The following is a 21703-nucleotide window of genomic DNA, read 5'->3' as shown; positions in this document are numbered from 1 at the left end:
TAACGTGTGTACTGTCTGCGGCTTGCCGCCTAATTTTTGTTAATCCACTATACCATTCGTTTTATCAAACGCTTCAGCCCGCGCGGCATTTCGCTGCCGCTTCGGCCACCGCTTGCGTGAGCTGTTGCGGCGATACTTCGCCCAGCAAGGTTTTGCGGTAGTTACCGCAGGCCGGGGCGCGGATAACGGTGAAGGGCAGGGCGCCGGTTGGGTTGCCCAGGCCGCGCATCCAGGCGGTGCTGTCATTGCCGGTGTAGCGCAGAATCGGGTAGCGCACCGGCACGCTTTGCAAAAAGCGGCTCACATCGGTAGGCTTATCCAACGCCACACCCGCCATATCCACGCGCACGCCGCGCCGCTGCCGTTTTTCAGCGGCATACCACTGCGAAAGCGCCGGCATTTCGCGCCGACACGGCACGCACCAAGTCGCCCACACGTTCACCACCTGCACCCGCTTCTGCGCGCCGGTATCGAGCGAAGCAGGACGGTTGTCCGCATGGTTTACCAAATCCGCGGCATACAGCGGGGCAGCGGCCAGCAGGGCGGCCAATCCAACATATTTTTTCAAAACAGATTTCCAAATTGTGAAAACAAGGGCGTTTATTGTACGATATAGCGGCTTGGAATAGAAACGGCCGTTAGCCGATGCGGCTAGTTCTTCCGGCTGGGCGGGCTAGCCTTGCCGTACTTTCTGTACTGTCTGCGGCTGTGTCGTCTGGTTCTGATTTTTGTTCATCCACTATAATGGCGTCGGCTATTTTTACCGACAAGCCGCTGTTTAAATCATCATTTTCCCGCGAGCATCCCATGAGCGAAACCGTTTTGCTGTATCACAACCCGAATTGTTCCAAATCCCGCGCCACTTTGGAGTGGCTGCAACAGCAGCCGGGCGTGACCGTGCAAACGCTGGATTACCGTGCTAATCCGCCTTCCGAAGCCGATTTGCGCAGGCTGCTGCAACAGCTCGGCAGCTCAGATGTGCGCAGCATCATGCGCACTGGCGATGCGGCCTATGCCGAGTTGGGTTTGGATAAGCCGGAGTTGAGCCAAGACGAGCTGATTGCTGCACTGCACCAACACCCGGCGTTGCTGCAACGCCCGATTGCGGTATACCGCCAACGCGCCGCCATCGGCCGGCCGCTGGAAAACATTATCGCCTTGTTCGATTAACTGATTGAGTTGTAAAGATATGTGAGACCACCATGCCGGCCATATTCCGCGGTTCCCTGTTGCGCCAAGTTTGGCGGGGCATCAAGCTCTGCCTGCTGGTGTTGCTGGTGCAGGCCGCATGGTGCACTTGGCTGGTGTACAGCTACAGCACGCGCACTGCTTCCCGGCGGGCAGATGCAGCGGTGGTGTTGGGCGCGGCGGCCTGGGGCAAAAATCCTTCGCCCGTGTTCCGCGAGCGCATCAATCACGGCATCACGCTCTACCGCAACAATCGGGTGGGCAAGCTGATTTTCACCGGCGGCACGCCCAAATCGGGCTATATGACCGAAGCCGAAGTGGCCCGCCGCTACGCCCGCAGCCACGGTGTGCCGAATAAAGACATCCTGCTGGAAACCACTTCACGCGATACGCAGCAAAATTTGGAAAATACCAAAACATTAATGTATAACAACGGTTTGGAAAGCGTGGTTATCATCAGCGACCCCTACCACCTCGCCCGCGCCGCCGCCGTGGCCGATTATGTGGGGCTGGATTATCAAACCGAGCCCACGCCCACCAGCCGCTACAGCGGGCAGAACCGCGCCAAATTCATGGCCAGCGAAGTGCTGTCGCTGATGGCCTTCCAGTGGTGGCGGCTGAGCGAAACCGTCGCCGCCTATGGGCGTGATTACCTGCTTTCAAGGCAAGCGGGGCAGTAGTGCAACACGCCGTCGCCCTGCCGCCATCATTTGCCTGCGGGCGGGAGGAGTGGGCGGTAACGGTAATCCTTTATTCAGTTCACATTATTTTCAGGTAGCCCTATGTATTATCTGCTGTTCAAACTGCTGCATATTTTCTTTATTATTTCGTGGTTTGCCGGCTTGTTTTACCTGCCGCGCATCTATGTGAACCTAGCCATGGTGCCGACAGGCAGCACGGAATACCGCCAGCTTCTGGGCATGGCGCAGCGCCTGTTTAAATTCATGACGCCGTTGGGCATCGGCGCGGTGCTGTTCGGGCTGCTGATTCCGTTTTTCACCGGCTGGTGGGGGCAGGGTTGGGTGCACACCAAAATCACGCTGGCCGTTATCCTCGCGGGCTACCATTTCTACTGCTACCGCCTGCTTATCGATTTCCAAGAGCGGCGCAACCGCTATTCGCACCGCTGGTTTCGCGTGTTCAACGAGATTCCGGTGCTGGTGATGGCGGCGGCGCTGTATTTGGTGGTGTATAAGCCGTTTTAGTGCGGATACGGATTTTCAGGTAGCCTTTCCAAAACGGGAGGCTACCTGAAAATTTTTGTTATGGCGGCAGGTGATGCCCATTGCGGTTGCAGGCAACTTTTTTGATGGGCAGGGCGGGGCGGGGAATGGCGCTTTGGTTGCAGGTAGCTTTGCTGGCTGATGGCCGAAATGCTGCGTGCCCCGCCTTGCCGTATGTGCATACTGCCTGCAGCCAGCCGCTTTACCCAGTTTTCGTTCATCCGCTATTCAGATTGGATAAAAGGCTACCTGAAAAAGGCAGCCTTCTTCATTTTTCAGGTAGCCCTGTGATTTGAAGCTGTCCGAACCCTCTCCCAAGCTTTCCCTTGGCTTGGCTGCCGATCAGCCCTCTCTCTTATAACGGCATACAAAACAATCTGTTGCACCACATATAATTTTTCCTTCTATCTAATGGCGAAATCAGTCTTTCCGTTCCCCCCGCCGCTTCGCCTATGATAGGCGCACGGTTTTAGAGTGAGAACGGAAATGGACTACTTCCCCCTGTTTGCCGATTTGAAAGGCCGCCCCGTGCTAGTGGTGGGCGCGGGTCATGTGGCTTTGCGCAAAATCCGCCTGCTGCTGCGCTGCGGCGCGGTTGTCCGCATTGCGGCGGGCCGGCTGCATCCGAAAGTGGCCGCGCTGCACGGCGCGGGCAGGGTGGAGTGGGCGGCGCGCGCGTTCTCGCCCGAACTGCTCGACACGGCCTTCCTCTCCGTGGCCGCCACCGACGATTCCGATTTGAACGAGCGGGTGTTCCAAGCCGCGCAGAGTCGCCGCCTGCTGGTGAACACGGTGGACGACCCCGCCCGCTGCAACTTCATCTTCCCCTCGATTATCGACCGCAACCCCATCCAAATCGCCATTTCCAGCGGCGGCAAGGCGCCGGTGCTGGCGCGGCTGCTGCGCGAACGCCTGGAAGCCTTGCTGCCGCAGGGTTTGGGCGTGATGGCGCAGATTGCTGGGCAATGGCGCGGCCGCGTAAAGGCGCGGCTCGGCAGCACGACGCAGCGCCGCCGCTTCTGGGAAAGGCTGTTTGCTTCCGCCGCCTTCCGGCGTTTGGCGGAAAGCCGCCGCAGCCGCGAGGCCGGGCAGCTGGTGTGGCGGCATTTGGCCGGGGAGCAGCCGCAAAGCGGCGAAGTGGCGCTGGTGGGCGCGGGGCCGGGCGATGCCGGCCTGCTCACGCTCAAAGGCCTGCAGCGCATTCAGGAAGCCGACGTGGTGCTGTACGACGCGCTGGTGTCGGATGCGGTGCTGGATTTGGTGCGGCGCGATGCCGACAAAATCTGCGTGGGCAAGCGCGCCGGCGGCGGCAGTGTGCCGCAGGAGGAAACCAACCGCCTGCTGGTGCGCCATGCCCGCGCGGGCAAACGCGTGGTGCGGCTCAAAGGCGGCGACCCGTTCGTGTTCGGGCGCGGCGGCGAGGAATTGGAAGCCTTGCGCGAAGCGGGCATTCCGTTCGAAGTGGTGCCCGGCATCACCGCCGCACTGGGCGCCGCCGCCTACGCCGGCATCCCGCTCACCCACCGCGACCACGCGCATGGCGCGATGTTCATCACCGGCCACCGCAAAATCGACGCCGAAGCGCCCGACTGGCCCGCCCTGGCGCAAAACCGGCAGACGCTGGTGGTGTATATGGGCACGATTAAGGCCGCCGAACTTTCGCGCGAGCTGATTGCGCACGGCCGTGCCGCCTCCACGCCTGCCGCCGTCATCAGCTGCGGCACGCTGCCGCATCAGCAGGTGTTTTCCGGCAGCCTGGCCGAACTGCCCGAATTGGCCGCGCAAGCCGCCCAGCCCGCCCTGCTGGTGATCGGCGAAACCGTGGCGCTGCGGCAGGATTTGGCCTGGTTCGGCGGACAGCCCGGCCGGCAGGACGAACAGGGCGGCCGGTATGTGCAGCCGCAGCCCGCCGCAGCGGCCGGGCAGGCGGCATGAGGGGGAATGCCGTGAATATCCGAGAAATTCCGGTTGTCCGCGAAGAAACCGCTTCCGCCGTATCCTTCCGCCCCAAGCTGTGGCAGATTCCCCGCCCCATTTCCGCCGTGTACCAAAGGCTACCTGAAAAAACCGCCGCGCTGCGCCGCCGCCTGCTGGAAATCTACCGCCGCCACAGCCGCGTGAAGCTGGCCAGCAGCCTGGCGGTGGAAGACATGCTGATTACCGACCTGCTGGCGCAGCAAGGCCTGCGCGTGGAAGTGTTCATGCTGCAAACCGGCCGCCTCAACGCCGAAACCCTCGATTTGGCCGACGAAGTGCGCCGCCGCTACCCCGCGCTCGACTTCCGCCTCTACTACCCCGAAGAAAAAGCGGTGGAAGAATACGTGCAAACCCACGGCCTGAATGCCTTCTACGACAGCGTGGAATTGCGCAAGCGCTGCTGCCACATCCGCAAAGTCGAGCCGCTCAACCGCGCCCTGGCCGATGCCGACGCCTGGCTCACCGGCCAGCGCCGCGGGCAGTCGGTAACCCGCAGCGAACTCGCCCTGGCCGAACACGACAGCGCGCGCGGCATCGCCAAATACAACCCGATTTTCGACTGGAGCGAACAGGAAGTGTGGGCCTACACCCTGCAGCAGCGCCTGCCATTCAACGAACTCTACCGCCAAGGCTACCCCAGCATCGGCTGCGAACCCTGCACCATGCCCGTGAAGGAAGGCGAAGACATCCGCTCCGGCCGCTGGTGGTGGGAAAGCCGCGACAGCAAAGAATGCGGCCTGCACAAATAGCCGCCGCAACCCAAAAGGCTACCTGAAAAAACGTAAGGGACTCTTCAGCCCGCCGCAAGCCCGATATTTTCAGGTAGCCCAGCCCGCTACGGGCTACCTGAAACCGCAACCCGAACAACCAACCCGACACAGAAAGCCCGCCATGAGCGCCACCCTGCAAAACGATCACCTCGACTGGCTCGAAGCCGAATCCGTCCACATCATCCGCGAAGTGCTGGCCGAATGCCGCAACCCCGCCATCCTGTTTTCCGGCGGCAAAGACTCCGTCGTCCTGCTCGCCCTCGCCCGCAAAGCCTTCGCCGTGCCCGGGCGGAGCATCCCGCTGCCCTTCCCGCTGGTGCACATCGACACCGGCCACAACTACCCCGAAGTCATCGCCTTCCGCGACCAAACCGCCCGGGAATCCGGCGCACGGCTCATCGTCGGCAGCGTAGAAGACTCCATCGCCAAAGGCACGGTGGTGCTGCGGCGCGAAACCGACTCCCGCAACGCCGCCCAAGCCGTTACCCTGCTCGAAACCATCGAAGAGCACGGCTTCGGCGCACTGATGGGCGGCGCGCGGCGCGACGAAGAAAAAGCCCGCGCCAAAGAGCGCATCTTCTCCTTCCGCGACGAATTCGGCCAATGGAACCCCAAAGACCAGCGCCCCGAACTCTGGTCGCTCTACAACGCCCGCCTGCACCCCGGCGAGAACCTGCGCGTGTTCCCCATATCCAACTGGACCGAACTCGACATCTGGCAATACATCGAACGCGAAAAGCTCGCCCTGCCGCCGATCTACTACGCCCACCGCCGCCAAGTGGTGCGCCGCAACGGCCTCTTAGTGCCCGTAACCGAGCTCACCCCGCCGCGCGAAGGCGAACAGATAGAAGAATTGTCCGTGCGCTTCCGCACCGTGGGCGACATCTCCTGCACCTGCCCCGTGGCCAGCAGCGCCGCCACCCCCGCCGAAATCATCGCCGAAACCGCCCTGGCCGACATCTCCGAGCGCAGCGCCACCCGCATGGACGACCAAGTGAGCGAAGCCGCCATGGAGCAGCGCAAGAAACAAGGCTATTTCTAGCCCGAAGGCTACCTGAAAAAGCCCCGCACCGTTTTTCAGGTAGCCTAAAAAGCCGCAAGGCAGGCCGCAGCGCGAGCCGACACAACGCCAAAGCGGATGTGGAACGCGAATGCCCGCGCCCGAGCCCGCAAAACGGCGGCGGCAGCCTGAAAGCACTTCGCCCCGCCCCGTGCAGACGGAGGCAGCCGAACCCGAAACAGCGCAGACCCGCCGCCCAGGCCGTCTGAAACCCGAACAACCCACCCAAAGAAAGCCCGACATCATGACCAGCCCCCACCGCCAAGCCCCCCTGCGCTTCATCACCGCCGGCAGCGTGGACGACGGCAAATCCACCCTCATCGGCCGCCTGCTCTACGACAGCAAAGCCCTGCTCGGCGACCAGGTGCGCCGCCTCGAAAGCAGCCGCAGCCAAGGCGCGATCGACTTCTCCGCCCTCACCGACGGCCTCGAAGCCGAACGCGAACAAGGCATCACCATCGACGTGGCCTACCGCTACTTCGCCACCGCCCGCCGCAAATTCATCATCGCCGACACCCCCGGCCACGAACAATACACCCGCAACATGGTAACCGGCGCCTCCACCGCCCACGCCGCCGTATTGCTCATCGACGCCGCCCAGCTCGATTTTTCCCAACAGCCGCTGCAACTGCTGCCGCAAACCAAGCGCCACTCCGCCATCCTGCGCCACCTGCGCTGCCCGCACATCATCGTGGCCGTCAACAAAATGGACTTGCTCGGCTTCAGCCAAGAAAAATTCAACGCCGTCGCCGCCGCCTACCGCGAACTGGCCGACACCCTCGGCCTGCCCGAAACCCGCTTCATCCCCATCTCCGCCCTCAACGGCGACAACATCGTGCACGAAAGCGCCCACACCCCGTGGTACCGAGGCGGCTCGCTGCTGCAAGTGCTGGAAAGCCTGCCCGCAGGCGAAGGCGTGTCCGAAGCGCCGCAAGACTTCCACTTCCCCGTACAGCTCGTGCAGCGCGCCGACGGCAGCAAACAAGACGACTTCCGCGGCTACCAAGGCCGCATCGAGGCCGGCAGCGTGCGTGTGGGCGACAAAATCCGCGTCGAACCCGCCGGGCTCGAAAGCAGCGTGCGCGGCATCATCGGCCTCAAAGGCAGCGTGGATCAGGCAACCGCAGGCGAACCCGCCACCCTTCTCCTCGCCGACGACATCGACATCTCGCGCGGCGACACCATCCTTTCCGCCGCCAGCCCCCTCGCGCCGCAGCGCCGCCTTGCCGCCACCCTGTGCTGGTTCGACAACCGCCCGCTCAATCCCGCCCGCAAATACCTGCTCAAACACACCACCCGCACCGTGCCCGCCAAAATCGCCGCCGTACGCCGCGTGTGGGACGTGCACACCCTCAGCCACTCCGCCGGGCGCAACACACTGGAAATGAACGACCTGGGCGAAGTCGAGCTCACACTGGCGCAACCCCTCGTCTGCACCCCCTACGCCGCCAACCCCGCCACCGGCGCCTTCATCCTGATAGACGAAGCCACCAACCACACCGCCGCCGCCGGCATGATACTGGCCGATGCAGAAGCGGTAGGCGAAACGCAGCAGGCAGAACAGGCTACCTGAAAACCCGACGGCCAGCTTTCAGGTAGCCCGCCGAGCGGACATAAATGCCGAACAGAACAAACAAAGGCCGTCTGAAACCGCCGCCCCTTCCCGTGAGAGAAGGCTACCTGAAACCCATCCCCCCTCTCCCGCGGGAGAGGGCAGCAGGCCGCAAGGTCTGCATAAACCCCGAGAGCTACCTGAAACCTTAAAGGCAACCCGCAGTACGCAAGACGGGCTACCTGAAAACCCGACGGCCAAATTTCAGGTAGCCCGCAGCAAGATTAGCAAGAGTAGGTTGGATTAGGCTGCAAGCCGTAACCCAACAATCCGCCTCTTAATTTTCAGGTAGCCCCAGCCCATAACAAACCACCCCAAGGAACCCGCCATGAACCCGCTTCCCCCCGAACTCGCCGCCCAAATCGCCGCGCTCAACCCCCTGCAGCTGGCCTGGCTCTCCGGCTACTGCTGGTCGCAGGCCGGCGGGCAGGCCGTGCAGCCCGGCATCGGTGCGCCTGCCGCCGCAGCCCCCGCTCTGGCCGCCCCCGCCGCCGAACCCCTGCGCGTGGCCGTGATTTCCGCCTCGCAAACCGGCAACGCCCGCAAAGTGGCCGCAGAGCTGCATCAGAGGCTTGCCACCGCCGGCGTGAACGCCGCCCACACCGCCGCCGCCGACTACAAGCCCAAAAACATCGCCGGCGAACAACTCGTGCTGCTCGTTACCTCCACCCAGGGCGAAGGCGAGCCGCCCGAAGAAGCGCTCAGCCTCTACAAACTGCTCAGCGGCAAAAAAGCCCCCAAGCTTTCCGGCCTCAAATTCGCCGTGCTCGGTCTGGGCGACTCCAGCTACCCCATGTTCTGCGGCGCGGGCAAAAGTTTCGACGAACTGTTAGCCAAACTCGGCGGCGAACGCCTGCTGGAGCGGCAGGATTGCGACTTGGAATACCAGGCCGAAGCCGCCGCCTGGCTGGATAAAATCGTGCCGCTGGTGGGCAGCCTGGCCGCCGCGCCCGCCGCTGCAGCCAATACCGGCAACGCTTCGGGCAGCCCCGCCGCGCCCGCATCCGCCTACAACAAAGCCAACCCCTTTCCCGCCACCCTGCTCGCCCGCCAGAAAATCACCGGCCGCGATTCGGAAAAAGACGTGCGCCACATCGAAATCGACCTCTCCGGCTCCGGCCTGCAATACCGCGCGGGCGACGCGCTGGGCGTATGGTTTGAAAACGACCCCGCCGTCGTGGACGAAATCCTCGCCGCCGTCTCGCTCAAGGGCGACGAGCCGGTGAACGCGGGCGGACAGGGCAAAACCGTGCGCGAAGCCCTGCTGCACGACTGGGAAATCGGCCTGAACACCCCGCAGTTCGTGCAGGGCTACGCCGAAATCTCCGGCAACCCCGAGTTGAAGCAGGCCGCCGCCGACGCTTCCGCCTACGCCGCCGCCAATCCGATTGCCGGCATCGTGTCGCAATACCCCGCCACGCTCACCGCCGAACAGCTCGCCGGCCTGCTGCGCCCGCTCGCCCCGCGCCTCTACTCCATCTCCTCCGCGCCCGAAGAAGTGGGCGAGGAAGTGCACCTCACCGTGGGCGTGCTGCGCTACGAACACAACGGCATCCCGCGCACCGGCGTCGCCTCCGGCTTTCTGGGCGGGCGGCTGGAAGAAGAAGGCAGCGTGCGCGTGTTCGTGGAAGAAAACCCCCGCTTCAGGCTACCTGAAAACCCGGAAACGCCCGTGATCATGATCGGCGCTGGCACCGGCGTCGCCCCCTTCCGCGCCTTCATGCAGCAGCGCGCCGCCAACGGCGACAATGGCAAAAACTGGCTGATTTTCGGCAACCAGCACTTCACCCAAGACTTCCTCTACCAAACCGAATGGCAGGGCTGGGCGAAAGACGGCCTGCTCAACAAATACGACTTCGCCTGGTCGCGCGATCAGGAAGAGAAAATCTACGTGCAGCACAAAATCCGCGAAGAAGCCGCCGAACTGTGGCAATGGCTGCAGCAGGGCGCGCACATCTACGTATGCGGCGACGCCTCGCGCATGGCCAAAGACGTGGAACAGGCCCTGCTCGACACCATCGCCGAACAAGGCAGCCTGAGCCCCGACGACGCAGACGAATACCTCGACAACCTGCGCCAGGAAGGCCGCTACCAGCGCGACGTGTATTGAAAACAGCGGCTGTTTTTCAGGTAGCCCCGAGCAGGAAACGGACAGGCTGCCTGAAAACGGGAAACCGCCTTTCAGACAGCCCCAAAACAACCCGAACCCAAAGGAACCCAACCATGAGCAACCCCGACCCCCGCGCCAAACTCCCCGCCGCCCCGCTGTCCGACAACGAACGGCTCAAAGATCAGAGCGACTACCTGCACGGCACCATTTCCGACGACCTCACCGACGGCCTCACCGGCGCCTTTAAAGGCGACAACTTCCAGCTCATCCGCTTCCACGGCATGTACGAGCAGGACAACCGCGACATCCGCGCCGAACGCGTCGAACAGAAACTCGAGCCGCTCAAAAGCATGATGCTGCGCTGCCGCCTGCCCGGCGGCGTGATTACCCCGCAGCAGTGGCTGGGCATCGACCAATTCGCCGGCGAGCACACCCTCTACGGCTCCATCCGGCTCACCAACCGCCAAACCTTCCAATACCACGGCGTATTGAAGCCCGACATCAAACCCATGCACCAATGGCTGCACAAACTCGGCCTCGATTCCATCGCCACCGCCAGCGACGTGAACCGCAACGTGCTGTGCACCACCAACCCCGTGGAAAGCAGCCTGCACAAAGAAGCGCACGAATGGGCGAAGAAAATCAGCATGCAGCTGCTGCCGCGCACCACCGCCTACGCCGACATCTGGCTGGACGGCGAAAAAGTATTCAGCACCGAAGCCCCAAAACCGCTGATTAAAGAAGTGGCGGACGATGTCGAGCCCATCCTCGGCAAAAACTACCTGCCGCGCAAATTCAAAACCGCCGTCGTCATCCCGCCCGACAACGAAGTGGACATCCACTCCAACGATTTGGGCTTCGTCGCCATCGAAGAAAACGGCCACCTTGTCGGCTTCAACGTCCTCGTCGGCGGCGGCCTATCCAGCGAACACGGCAACACCAGCACCTATCCCAACACCTCCTACGAATTCGGCTTCGTCCCGCTCAGCCACACCCTGTACTGCGCCGAAGCCGTGGTCAGCACCCAGCGCGACTGGGGCAACCGAAGCGACCGCAAACACGCCCGCACCCGCTACACCCTGGAACGCGTCGGCGTGGACATTTTCAAAGCCGAAGTCGAAAAACGCATGGGCATCACCTTCGAACCCATCCGCCCCTACCACTTCACCACGCGCGGCGACCGCATCGGCTGGGTGAAAGGCGAAGAAGGCAACTGGCACCTCACCCTCTTCATCGAAAACGGCCGCATCATCGACACCCCCGGCAAACCCATCAAAACCGGCCTGCGCGAAATCGCTAAAATCCACAAAGGCGACTTCCGCCTTACTGCCAACCAAAACCTCATCGTGGCGGGCGTGCCGCCGCGCGACAAAAAGAAAATCGAGAAAATCGCCCGCGAACACGGCCTGATCGGCCAGGTCAGCAAGCAGCGCGAACACAGCATGGCCTGCGTCGCCCTGCCCACCTGCCCGCTGGCGATGGCCGAAGCCGAACGCTTCCTACCCGGCCTCGTCAGCCGGGTGGAAGCCATCATGGACAAACACGGCGTGGGGGACGAACACATCGTTTTGCGCGTAAACGGCTGCCCCAACGGCTGCGGCCGCTCGATGCTGGCCGAAATCGGCCTGGTGGGCAAAGCCATCGGCCGCTACAACCTGTTTGCCGGAGGCAACCGCATCGGCACCCGCATCCCGCGCCTCTACAAAGAAAACATCACCGAGCCCGAAATCATCGCCATCTTGGAAGACTGGATCGGCGACTGGGCACGCAACCGCCGGCCGGACGAAGGCTTCGGCGACTATGCCGTGCGCACCGGCATCGTCCAACCCGTGCTCGACCCGCCGCGCGACTTTTGGAAATCCACCGCCGCCTGATTCGGCAAGAAAAAGGCTACCTGAAAATTTTAGCCTTGCGGAAATTTGCAAAGCTAAAATTTTCAGGCAGCCTTTCATCTATCCCCGCTATCTGACCGCGTTATATAGTGAATTAACAAAAACCAGTACGGCGCTGTCTCGCCTTGCCGTAACGTGTGTACTGTCTGCGGCTCGCCGCCTTGTCTTGATTTTTGTTAATCCACTAAAGCTTTGCGGAAATTTGCAAAGCTAAAATTTTCAGGTAGCCTTTCATCTATCCCCACTATCTGCCCGCGTTATAATCCGGGCATTCTTTCCGCCCCCCGCCCCGCCATGCCTGCCGAACGAAAAATCATCCACATCGATATGGACGCGTTCTACGCCTCGGTAGAGCTGCGCGAGCAGCCGCATCTGCGTGGCAAGCCTTTGGTGGTGGCTTGGGAGGGCGGCCGTTCGGTGGTATGTGCGGCTTCTTACGAGGCGCGGCGTTTTGGGCTGCATTCGGCCATGCCTGCTGCTACTGCGCGGCGACTGTGTCCGCAGGCCGTGTTTGTGCCGCCGCGTTTTCATCTGTATCGCGAAGTGTCGCAGCAGATTCATGCCGTGTTCCGGCAGCATACCGATTTGGTCGAACCGCTCTCGCTGGACGAAGCCTATCTGGACGTTACCCATAATAAGCAAAATCTGCCTTATGCCAGCGAAATCGCCACTGCTATCCGCGCCGAAATCTTGCGACAAACCGGCCTCACCGCCTCCGCCGGTATCGCGCCGAACAAGTTTCTGGCCAAAATCGCTTCCGATTGGCGCAAGCCAAACGGCCAATTCGTGATCCCGCCGCCGCGCATCGCCCAATTCCTGCTCACCCTGCCGCTGGGCAAAATTCCCGGCGTGGGCAAAAAGACGCTGCAAAAAATGCACGCCCTCGGCCTGCAAACGGCCGGGGATTTGCAAAAAATGCAGCGCGGCGAATTGGTTAACCTGTTCGGCCGCTGGGGCTACCGCCTCTACGACCTCGCCCGCGGCATTGACAACCGCTCCGTGCAGCCGCAGCGCGAGCGCTTGCAGATTTCCACCGAAATCACCCTGCCGCAGGATTTGCCGCTGAGTAAAATCGTCCGTCATCTTGCTGATTTGGCGCAAGATTTATGGGCACAGGCGCAACGCAAACAAGTGCAGGCGCACACACTTACGCTCAAGCTGAAAACTGCCGATTTCCATATCCTTACCCGTTCGCAAACCTATTCCTCCGTCCTGCCTGATGCTGCCGCGCTGGAGCAGGCTGCCCGACAGCTGGCTCAGCGTATGCCTGCCGGCCGCGACTACCGCCTTATCGGCCTGGGTGTCAGCCACCTGTTGCCGCAGGGCAGCCAGCCGGAATTATGGGCGGAGGAGGGCGCAGGTGCGGAAGAGGCTACCTGAAATCCGATGAAGGGGCATGGCCGCCTGCACGTTTTGCCGTTTGTATGGCGAATCAAAATATAGTGGATTAACAAAAATCAGGACAAGACGGCGAGCCGCAGGCAGTACACACGTTACGGCAAGGCGAGCCAACGCCGTACCGGTTTTTGTTAATCCACTATAAAAATGCTACGGCAAGGCGAAACAATGCTGTAGCGAGAGTAAGTTGGCTGGGCATACAGATTTTCAGGTAGCCCTTATGGCGGTAAGCTGGCTGAAATGAAGGCTACCTGAAACCGGTTTTGCAGCAATCCACGAAGCAGGTTTCAGGTAGCCTTGTTTGCCGACGGCGTTACAGCGCCATCATGGTAAAGCAATACACGGTAATGCCCGCAATAATCACGTACACAATCGCATAAGGCATGGCCGAGCGCAGGAAGGCGCCTTCTTGGCCTTGCTGTTCGCAGGCGGCGGTGGCGATGGCGATACTTTGCGGCGAAATGATTTTGCCGCCGGTCGCGCCGGCCGTGTTGGCGGCGGCGAGCCATGATTTACCCATGTGCAGCTGGTCGGCCACGGAGGCTTGCAGTTTGCCGAACAAGATGTTGGAAGAAGTGTCGCTGCCGGTGGCGAAGGTGCCGATGGCGCCTACCAGCGGTGCAACCAGCGGATAGAACGTGCCGGTGGCGTCCACCAAGCCTTTGGCAATCACGGCAATCATGCTGCTGTGGCTCATAATCGCGCTCATAGCTACCAGGCAGATCACGGTGATGCCCGAAGCCTTCATTTTCACCAAAGTCTGGCCCAGAATCTGGAACAGTTTGCCGGCGGAAACGCCTTGCACCAAGCCGCCGATAAACGCGCCCAAAAACAGCATTAAGCCGGCGTTAGACAACCAGCCGAAGGAGAAATATATGCCTTTCTCATAAATCGGCAGGTGGATTTTGCTCACCAGCGTGGATTTCAAAAACCCGCTGATGGGGCCGGACAGCGGACTGGCCATGATGATGAAGAACAAGATGAAACCGTACACCGCCCATGCTTTCGCCATTTGCCCCATGCTGATGGCTTTATCGGCCGGTGTATCTTTTTTCTCGGTCATTTTGGCATACAGCACGATGAAGACGATACAGGCGATGCTGCCCAAGATGGCAGGCGTTTCCGCGCCGATGAAATAAGCGGCCACAAACTGCACGCCCAGCGACAATCCGCCCACCACGGCCGACAGGATAATGTTGGGCACGAGGTATTTTTTAGAAGTGTCGGTCAGCATCAGGATGACGAACGGCACCAAGAACATCAAGAAGCCCAGCTGAATCACCACGTCGCCGGCAATGGCATGGGTCTGCTCGGAAGTTACCGCCGTGCCGAACACCTCTTTGGCCAAGGTAATCACGGGGATGCCGACCGCGCCGAAGCCGGTGGCCACGCTGTTGCCGATGAGCGATACCAGCGCGGAGAAGCGCGGGCTGAAGCCCAAACCAATCAAGATGGCGGCCGGAATGGCCACCGCCGTGCCGAAGCCCGCCATGCCTTCCAGCAGGCCGCCAAAGCCCCACACAATCAGCAGCACCTGAATGCGTTTGTCGCTGGAAATATTGGTAAATTGTTGTTTAATCACTTCAATCTGTTTGCTTTCCAGCAGCACGTTATAGCTGAACAAAGCCATCAGAATCACAATCAGGATGGGGAAGATGGCTTTCAACACGCCTTCGGCAAATGCCCAGCCGACATATCCGGCGCCGTAGCCTGCGGGGGGCATGAAGCCGCTCACATTGGGCACGGCAAAAATGGCAATCAAAACCGCGGACAATGCAGCCAAGATGGCGCTGCGGTCACCGCGCATTTTGAAGCCGATCATCAAAATAATCAGCAATAATATGGGAAAGACGGAAAGGGCGATACTCATGATGTCTCCGTGTGTGTCGGTAAAAAGGGGCAGCCCGGGGTGCAGGCTGCTTTTGGGGACTGCCTGAAAACAGGCGGCGGATTGGGTTTGTCGGCAGACAGGCTACCTGAAAACTGGTTTTCCGATTTTTCAATCGGTTTAAATGTTTTAAAAGCAGTCTGCACTTCGGTTTGTGTGGCGAACCTTTTCAGCGTTTGGGCTACCTGAAAACCGTTTTCCCGATTTTCCAATCGGTTCGGGCGATGCAAAAGCAGCCTGCACTTTGGTTTGTTCGGAACGAACCTTTGGCGGCATTCAGGCTACCTGAAAAAGGCCGGCCGGAAACTTTGGTTTCTGCCAAACCAAAACCGTTCCGGCGTTGCAGGCTGCCCTTCTTATTCCTATGTCCGAAAAGCAGCCTGCACTCGATTTAGCCGCCGTTTTTCTGCTGTTTTTCCTTCATCAGCTGGTGCAGCGATTTGGGCGCGGGCTTCATCGGCACGTGGTTGTCGGTCCAAGTCAGCTGTTTGCCCGGGGTCAGGCCGCGGAATTTGGTGGCCAGCGCGCCGAATATGCGGTAGGCGGTTTTGCCGGCGAAGATGCCGTCAAACATGCGCCAAGCCAGTTGTTCGCCCAAGGTGTGCGACGCGCCTTGGCCTTTAATCGGATAGGGCACGGCTTCGTCGGGCGCGCGCTGGGCTTCTTCGCGCAGGCGCTGCATTTGCTCGGTAATCGGGATTTTCACGGGGCAGACTTCCACGCACGCGCCGCACATGGTGCAGGCGGTGGGTAGGTTGCGGGTGGGCTCCAAACCGAGCAGGTGCGGCGACAGGATTTCGCCAATCGGGCCGGGGTAGGTGGTGCCGTAGGCCGCGCCGCCGATGCGGGTGTACACGGGGCAGTGGTTCATGCACGCGCCGCAGCGGATGCATTGCAGGGTGCGGCGCATTTGCTCTTCGCCGTAGGCCTGGCTGCGGCCGTTGTCCAGCAGCACGAGATGCATTTCCTGCGGGCCGTCCAGCTCGTCGGAACGGCGCGGGCCGGTAATCATGTTGAAATAAGTGGTGATGTTTTGGCCGATGGCGCTGCGCGGCAGCAGGCTGTAGAGCGGCGGAATGTCGGACAGTTTGGCCACCACTTTTTCAATGCCGGTAATGGCGATGTGTACGGGCGGCACGGTGGTGGACAGGCGGCCGTTGCCTTCGTTTTCCACCAGGCACAGCGTGCCGGTTTCGGCCACGGCGAAGTTCACGCCGCTCAAGCCGACATCGGCGGTGCGGTACGCGTCGCGCAGGGCTTGGCGGGCAAAGCCGGTGAGTTGGTCCACGTCGTCGGTCAGCGGTGTGCCGATGTTGTTGTGGAACAGTTCGCTCACTTGCTCTTTGGTTTTGTGGATGGCGGGCATCACGATGTGGGTCGGTTTTTCGCCGGCCATCTGCACGATGTATTCGCCCAAGTCGCTTTCCACGGCTTTAATGCCACGGTCGGCCAGATAATGGTTCAGCTCGATTTCCTCGCTCACCATCGATTTGCCTTTCACCATCAGTTTGCCCTGATGGTGCATGATGATGCCGTGGATGATGCGGCAGGCTTCGTCGGGTGTTTCCGCCCAATGCACTTTCACGCCTAATTTGGTCAGGTTGTTTTCCAGTTGTTCCAGCAAATCGGGCAGTTTGGAGAGCGAACGCTGGCGGATGTGCTCGCACAGGGTGCGCAGCATTTGCAGTTCTTGCTCGTCCGACAGCACGATTTTGCGCTTGGTCATCAGCATGTCCATGGCCGTGCGCAGGCTTTTGCGCAAAGGTTTGTCGGCCAAGGCCTCGCGCGCGTTGGCTTTGAAGGTTTCAGGGCGCGGATGGAAGTGTACGGTTTGTTCGGTTCTCATGCGGCATTCTCCAAATCGGCGGGGTCGATATTCTCGGGCAGGATGGCCAATACGACCATATCGCGCGGACCGTGTGCGCCGTAGGCAAGGGTTAATTGGATATCGGCGGTTTTTGACGGGCCGGACACCAAAATGATATTGGTGGGCATGGCTTCGATTAAGGCTTCGCCATGCAGGGCCGCATGAAAGGTGTCGTACATTTTGCGTGTGTCGAACAGGCAGATGTGCACGGGGGGAACCAGGCTTTGGCTGCGCGGTTCTTCGGGAGAGGAAACCAGCATAATCGTGCCGGTGTGGGCGATGCCGCAAACGGACGAAGTGAAACCAGCCTGCACGTCGGCGAAGAATTCGTCTTTCCAATCGTCGATCGGTTTGGCGAAGGCGCGAGTTTCCACGGAAGCAGCCTGCAAGGCCGCTTGGGCGCGGCGGCCGTGTTCGGTTTGCGGCGAAAGCAGCATGTTTTGCAGGCCTTTTTGCCGCGCGACTTCCACCAGTTTTTGCTCCCAATCGTGTTCGCGCACCCAGAAAATCTCGGTTTTCACCGCGCGCATGGTGGCCGCCCAATGGCGCAGGCGGTCGGTTTCGCTTTCCCATTCGGGCGACATTTCTTGGTAGTAATCGAAAGTTTGCGGTTCCGCCATCGGATAGGCGTTGGCTTTGCGGAGTTTGGCTAGGATATTGTCGCGCGCGCTCATGCTTTACCTCCTGTGCGTTCCAGCAAAAATGTGGCAATGTGTTTGGGTTTGGGCATGTCCGGCTCGTCTTTGGCGATTTTGCCGCCGATGTTCATCATGCAGCCTGCATCCGCGCTCACGATTTCCGTGGCCTGCGTTTCTTTCAGCGCGGCCACTTTGTCGGTAACCATCGCGCCGGAAATGTCGGACTGCTTCACGGAGAACGTGCCGCCGAAGCCGCAACATTCGCTTTCGTGGTCGTGCACGATGCGTTCCACGTTTTGCAGGCTGTCAATCAGCTTCCAGCCGGTAATGTGCACGCCCATTTCGCGGCGCGCCGCACAGGAAGTATGCACCGCCACTTTCACCGGCGCGCCCACGTCTTTGGGCTCGTAGCCGATGTCCACCAAGAAATTGGTCAGCTCAACCACGCGGCCGGCCAATTCGTTGGCGCGTTGCTCGTATTCGCTGCCTTTGAATAATTTGGGCCAATGGTGCTTCATCATGCCGCCGCAAGAGCCGGAAGGCACGACGATGGGGTAGTTTTCGGGGAACAAATCAAGCTGTGCCTTGGCCACATCGAACGCTTCTTCGCGGTGGCCCGATGAGAATGCAGGCTGCCCGCAGCAGCTTTGCTCCATCGGAAAATGCACTTTAATGCCTTGCTGCTCCAGCAGTGTGATGGCGTCCATGCCTGCTTCCGGCATAAACAAATCCAAAAGGCAGGTGCCGAAAAAGTAAACATCGGCGGGCTTGCCGCCGTGCGGAGTGGTTTGGTTGGTGTTCATGATAATGCTTCTTATGGTTATTTAAGAATCAATCGGTGCTTTGCCTGTGGCAGAAGCGCGCTACTTTAAGCGATATGCTTTTAGGCGGTCAAGGGATTATGAAATTATGGCTGAAATTGGATAGGATGAAGATACGGCCGGAGGGGAAACTGCCAATATAGTGACCTAAAATAAGAATGTTGCTGCGTTGTTTTGTCTTTGCCGTATCGCTTATAAAAGCTGGTAGCCATCAAGACGGAAAATGAACTTTGGGATATTGTATAGTGGATTAACAAAAACCGGTACGGCGTTGTCTCGCCTTGCCGTAACGTGTGCACTGTCTGCGGTTCGCCGCATTGTTCTGATTTTTGTTAATCCACTATATTTGGGCAGTAAAAGTGTTTATTTGGGAAGTGTGTTTTTTAAGAAAGGCTGCCTGAAAAGTTATAGTCGGTTTGGGATAAAGATGATATGGCATGGCCTTTTCTCTCTTATTCTTGTTTGCAACAATCGTGGAAATCTTGTGTTTTATACCCACTTATATAGTGGATTAAAATAAAAATGAGACAAGGCGGCAACGTCCGCCGTGTACGGGTAGTACATAAGGGCGTTGGCAACGCCGTATCATTGCAATTTTAATCTACTATATTTTCAGGTAGCCTTTTCGGCTGACGGCCAAAGAAAAACACAGCCGGTTGTGATAACGGGCTGTGTTGGTTTCTCTCAAAGATTAGTACAGTTTCGGCGGCAGCTGTTGGCTGCGCAGGCGTTTTTGCAAACGTTTTACTGCAGCGGCTTTTTTGCGTTTGCGCTCAGTAGTCGGTTTTTCGTAGGCTTCACGGGCACGCAGCTCGGTGAGCAGACCGGTTTTTTCGATAGAGCGCTTGAAACGGCGCATGGCTACTTCAAACGGTTCGTTTTCTTTTACGCGAATAGAAGGCATTTTGTCATCCTTAAAATATTTTATTTGTTGCCGGGCAATGGTGCCCGAGAAAATGGTTTGATTTATCACTTTTGCACTGGCTGGTGCGGGCTGGATAAGAAGAGCCGGGGCGGAAACAATCACCTCCTAATCGGGGCGGCTGCACCGGTTGAGTGGTGCGCCAAAATATTAGGCAGCAGAAAGGGCTGCATATAAAGGCGCGAATTATGGCGGCTACGGCCGGATTTGTCAAGCAGGGCAAGGCGCTAGCGGCGTATGAGGGAATAAGTGTTTCGCGATAAAGCCCATGCTGGGTTTAAATCGGCAGCATGGGCTTTCAGGTAGCCTTTACTTGCTTACTCCGGGCTCAGCCACACGGCGCTGACCATGCGGCCGGTTTGGCCGTCGCGGCGGTAGGAGAAGAAGCGATCGCGCTCGAGCACGGTGCAATGCCGGCCGCCGTAGATTTGGCTAACGCCGGCACGGCGCAGGGTTTGGGTGGCGAGCAGATAAATGTTTGCCAGATATTTGCCGCCGCCGATAGGTTCGAAAGCGGCTTCGGCAGCGGGGTCGGCCTGGGTGAAGGCAGCTAAAACGTCGCCGCCCACCTCAAAAGCGTCGGGGCCGATGGCGGGGCCGAGCCAGGCGAGGAGGTCGGTCGGATCGGCCTGCATGGCGGCGATGGTGTTTTCCAGCACGCCGCCGGCAAGACCGCGCCAGCCGGCGTGGGCGGCGGCCACTACGCTGTCGGCGCGGTCGCAGAGGAGCACGGGCAGGCAGTCGGCAGTCATGACGGCGCAGGCGGCACGGCGGCTGCGGTCGAAAGCGGCATCGGCTTCCGGCGGAGCGTCAAGGCAGTCGGCAGCGGGCACTACGCGATTACTGTGTACTTGGCACAGATAGGCCAGCGGCAGGGGAACGTGCGTTTGCACGCGGCGGCGGTTTTCGGCCACGGCGGCGGGGTCGTCGCCCACGTGGTCGCCCACGTTCAGGCTGGCGAAACGGCCTTGACTGACGCCGCCTTGGCGGGTGGTAATCAAGGTGTGGACATTGCTTGGCGCGGGCCAATCGGCGTGCAGGAGGCTACCTGAAGTTTCAGGTAGCCCTAAGTTGGCGGCAAAGCTGTTGGCGGGGAATTGGCCGTTCATGCGGTTTCATCCGGGCGCAGTTGCGGGCAGACGGCGAGGATGGCGCTGAGGATGGCTTCGCCCAGGCGCAGGGAGCGTTGGCCGTTCCAGCCGAAGTCGTCGTCGGGCAGGTTGATGTTGTCTTTGAAGGGCATTTCAAGGGTGTAGGAGAGGCAGCCGAAGGTTTCGCCCACGTAGGATTTGGCAATGGCGAGGTTGGCTTGGCCGGGAGCGGTTTTGGGGTAGCCGTATTCGTCTTGAAAATCGGGGCTGGCCTGGCGCAGGGCGGTTTTGAAGGCGGCTTCGAGCGCGGCAAGGCGTGCATCATAGGAAGGGTTGCCTTCGCAGCCGGCGGCGAATACGTAGGGCAGGACTTCTTCGCCGTGGATGTCGAGGAATAAATCTACGCCGATTTCGTGCATTTTCCGGCGCACGGCATACACTTCGGGGCTGCGCTCGGGGCTGGGGTTTTGCCATTCGCGGTTGAGGTCGGCACCGGCGGCGTTGGTGCGCTGGTTGCCCAGGGCGGCGCCGTCGGGGTTCATATTGGGCACGATATAGAAGGTGGCGCAGTCGAGCAGGGCGCGGGCGGTGGGGTCTTGGTGGTCGAGCAGGCGGGAGAGCAGGCCTTCGGCAAACCATTCGGCCATGCTTTCGCCGGGATGCTGGCGGGCGATAATCCAGATTTTGAGGTCGCTGGCGGCTTGGTGGCCGATGGTGAGCAGGTTGATGTCGCGGCCTTGCGCGGTGCTGCCGAGGTCGTCGATTTGGCACAGGCCGCTGCCTTGGGCGTCGCCGAGGAGGTTGAGGTGCTGCTCGTGGGAGTAGGGCTCGAAATAGGCGTAATACACGCTGCCGGCCAGCGGGGTGTGCTCGATGGTGAGCACGCCGTCTTCATAACGGGTGGGTACGCGGAACCAGTTGCTGCGGTCGTAGGAGGCGGTGGCCTGATAATCTTCCCAACCTTCGGGGTAGCTCGATTGGCCGGCGTTTTCGATGCGGATACGGCAGGGCTGGTAGGCCGCGCCCTGCAGGCGGAAATAAAACCACTGGCTGAAGGAGGCGGCATTGTCGCCACGCAGGGCGAGGCGGATGTTTTGGCTGTCGGCACTGTCGATTACGCTGATGGCGCCGGCATCGAAGTTGCTGCTGATTTTGGGCATGGCAGGTCTCGCTACTTGAGGAGGGGAAGCGGGGATTGTAATGCTTTTCAGGTAGCCTTTCTAGGGAAGGTGGGGCGGGGAAAGGG

The 21703-nt window shown here is 60.3% G+C and carries 18 protein-coding genes; 10 read left to right on the top strand and 8 right to left on the bottom strand.

Going from position 1 to position 21703, the window contains the following annotated elements:
• Positions 1–73: 73 nt before the first annotated feature.
• Positions 74–568 (bottom strand): TlpA family protein disulfide reductase, encoded by a 495-nt coding sequence (locus tag ELB75_RS08865; protein WP_206501444.1) that lies wholly within the window; start codon positions 566–568, stop codon positions 74–76.
• A gap of 239 nt (positions 569–807) precedes the next feature.
• On the opposite strand from ELB75_RS08865, the gene arsC reads away from it, so the two are divergent.
• The 10 genes from arsC to dinB all read left to right on the top strand — a co-directional run bounded on the left by arsC (position 808) and on the right by dinB (position 13212).
• A complete protein-coding gene (gene arsC, locus ELB75_RS08860) occupies positions 808–1170 on the top strand; it encodes an arsenate reductase (glutaredoxin) (protein WP_126983609.1) in 363 nt (120 codons plus the stop codon).
• Between the two features lie 32 nt (positions 1171–1202).
• Complete coding sequence (locus tag ELB75_RS08855; protein ID WP_126983608.1) at positions 1203–1868, top strand: YdcF family protein; 666 nt, start codon at positions 1203–1205, stop codon at positions 1866–1868.
• A 102-nt stretch (positions 1869–1970) separates the two neighbouring features.
• A complete protein-coding gene (locus tag ELB75_RS08850) occupies positions 1971–2393 on the top strand; it encodes a CopD family protein (protein WP_126983607.1) in 423 nt (140 codons plus the stop codon).
• Between the two features lie 504 nt (positions 2394–2897).
• Positions 2898–4346 (top strand): siroheme synthase CysG, encoded by a 1449-nt coding sequence (gene cysG / locus ELB75_RS08845; protein WP_126983606.1) that lies wholly within the window; start codon positions 2898–2900, stop codon positions 4344–4346.
• An 11-nt stretch (positions 4347–4357) separates the two neighbouring features.
• Complete coding sequence (locus ELB75_RS08840; RefSeq protein ID WP_126983605.1) at positions 4358–5137, top strand: phosphoadenylyl-sulfate reductase; 780 nt, start codon at positions 4358–4360, stop codon at positions 5135–5137.
• Positions 5138–5279: 142 nt separating this feature from the next.
• Entirely contained in the window at positions 5280–6200 is a 921-nt protein-coding gene (gene cysD, locus ELB75_RS08835; RefSeq protein WP_049350896.1) for a sulfate adenylyltransferase subunit CysD, read from the top strand.
• Between the two features lie 262 nt (positions 6201–6462).
• Positions 6463–7791 (top strand): sulfate adenylyltransferase subunit 1, encoded by a 1329-nt coding sequence (locus ELB75_RS08830; RefSeq protein ID WP_126984270.1) that lies wholly within the window; start codon positions 6463–6465, stop codon positions 7789–7791.
• Positions 7792–8158: 367 nt separating this feature from the next.
• Positions 8159–9940, top strand: a complete 1782-nt coding sequence (locus tag ELB75_RS08825; RefSeq protein WP_126983604.1) for an assimilatory sulfite reductase (NADPH) flavoprotein subunit — start codon at positions 8159–8161, stop codon at positions 9938–9940.
• A 113-nt stretch (positions 9941–10053) separates the two neighbouring features.
• Entirely contained in the window at positions 10054–11814 is a 1761-nt protein-coding gene (gene cysI, locus ELB75_RS08820) for an assimilatory sulfite reductase (NADPH) hemoprotein subunit (RefSeq protein ID WP_126983603.1), read from the top strand.
• A gap of 312 nt (positions 11815–12126) precedes the next feature.
• Positions 12127–13212 (top strand): DNA polymerase IV, encoded by a 1086-nt coding sequence (dinB, locus tag ELB75_RS08815; protein ID WP_126984268.1) that lies wholly within the window; start codon positions 12127–12129, stop codon positions 13210–13212.
• Between the two features lie 331 nt (positions 13213–13543).
• On the opposite strand, the gene ELB75_RS08810 is transcribed toward dinB, so the two are convergent.
• The 7 genes from ELB75_RS08810 to ELB75_RS08780 all read right to left on the bottom strand — a co-directional run bounded on the left by ELB75_RS08810 (position 13544) and on the right by ELB75_RS08780 (position 21617).
• A complete protein-coding gene (locus ELB75_RS08810) occupies positions 13544–15100 on the bottom strand; it encodes an L-lactate permease (RefSeq protein WP_126983602.1) in 1557 nt (518 codons plus the stop codon).
• Between the two features lie 409 nt (positions 15101–15509).
• Positions 15510–16964 carry a LutB/LldF family L-lactate oxidation iron-sulfur protein gene (locus ELB75_RS08805; protein WP_126983601.1) on the bottom strand — a complete coding sequence of 485 codons (1455 nt, stop codon included), beginning with the start codon at positions 16962–16964 and terminating at the stop codon, positions 15510–15512.
• Positions 16961–17659, bottom strand: a complete 699-nt coding sequence (locus ELB75_RS08800; protein ID WP_126983600.1) for a LutC/YkgG family protein — start codon at positions 17657–17659, stop codon at positions 16961–16963. The genes ELB75_RS08805 and ELB75_RS08800 overlap by 4 nt, the downstream gene beginning before the upstream one ends.
• Positions 17656–18426, bottom strand: coding sequence for a (Fe-S)-binding protein (locus ELB75_RS08795; RefSeq protein WP_126983599.1), 771 nt, complete (start codon positions 18424–18426; stop codon positions 17656–17658). Before ELB75_RS08795 ends, ELB75_RS08800 begins: the two co-directional genes overlap by 4 nt.
• A gap of 709 nt (positions 18427–19135) precedes the next feature.
• Positions 19136–19348 carry a 30S ribosomal protein S21 gene (rpsU, locus tag ELB75_RS08790; protein ID WP_023886457.1) on the bottom strand — a complete coding sequence of 71 codons (213 nt, stop codon included), beginning with the start codon at positions 19346–19348 and terminating at the stop codon, positions 19136–19138.
• A gap of 335 nt (positions 19349–19683) precedes the next feature.
• Positions 19684–20475, bottom strand: coding sequence for a peptidoglycan editing factor PgeF (gene pgeF / locus ELB75_RS08785; RefSeq protein ID WP_126983598.1), 792 nt, complete (start codon positions 20473–20475; stop codon positions 19684–19686).
• Positions 20472–21617 (bottom strand): M14 family metallopeptidase, encoded by a 1146-nt coding sequence (locus ELB75_RS08780; protein ID WP_126983597.1) that lies wholly within the window; start codon positions 21615–21617, stop codon positions 20472–20474. The genes pgeF and ELB75_RS08780 overlap by 4 nt, the downstream gene beginning before the upstream one ends.
• Positions 21618–21703 lie beyond the last annotated feature (86 nt).

Origin of the sequence: Eikenella corrodens (assembly GCF_003990355.1) — a bacterium.
Taxonomy (GTDB): Bacteria; Pseudomonadota; Gammaproteobacteria; order Burkholderiales; family Neisseriaceae; genus Eikenella; species Eikenella corrodens_B.
Note: the sequence above shows the minus strand (reverse complement) of the source record. Positions and strands in the feature narration are given on the sequence as shown.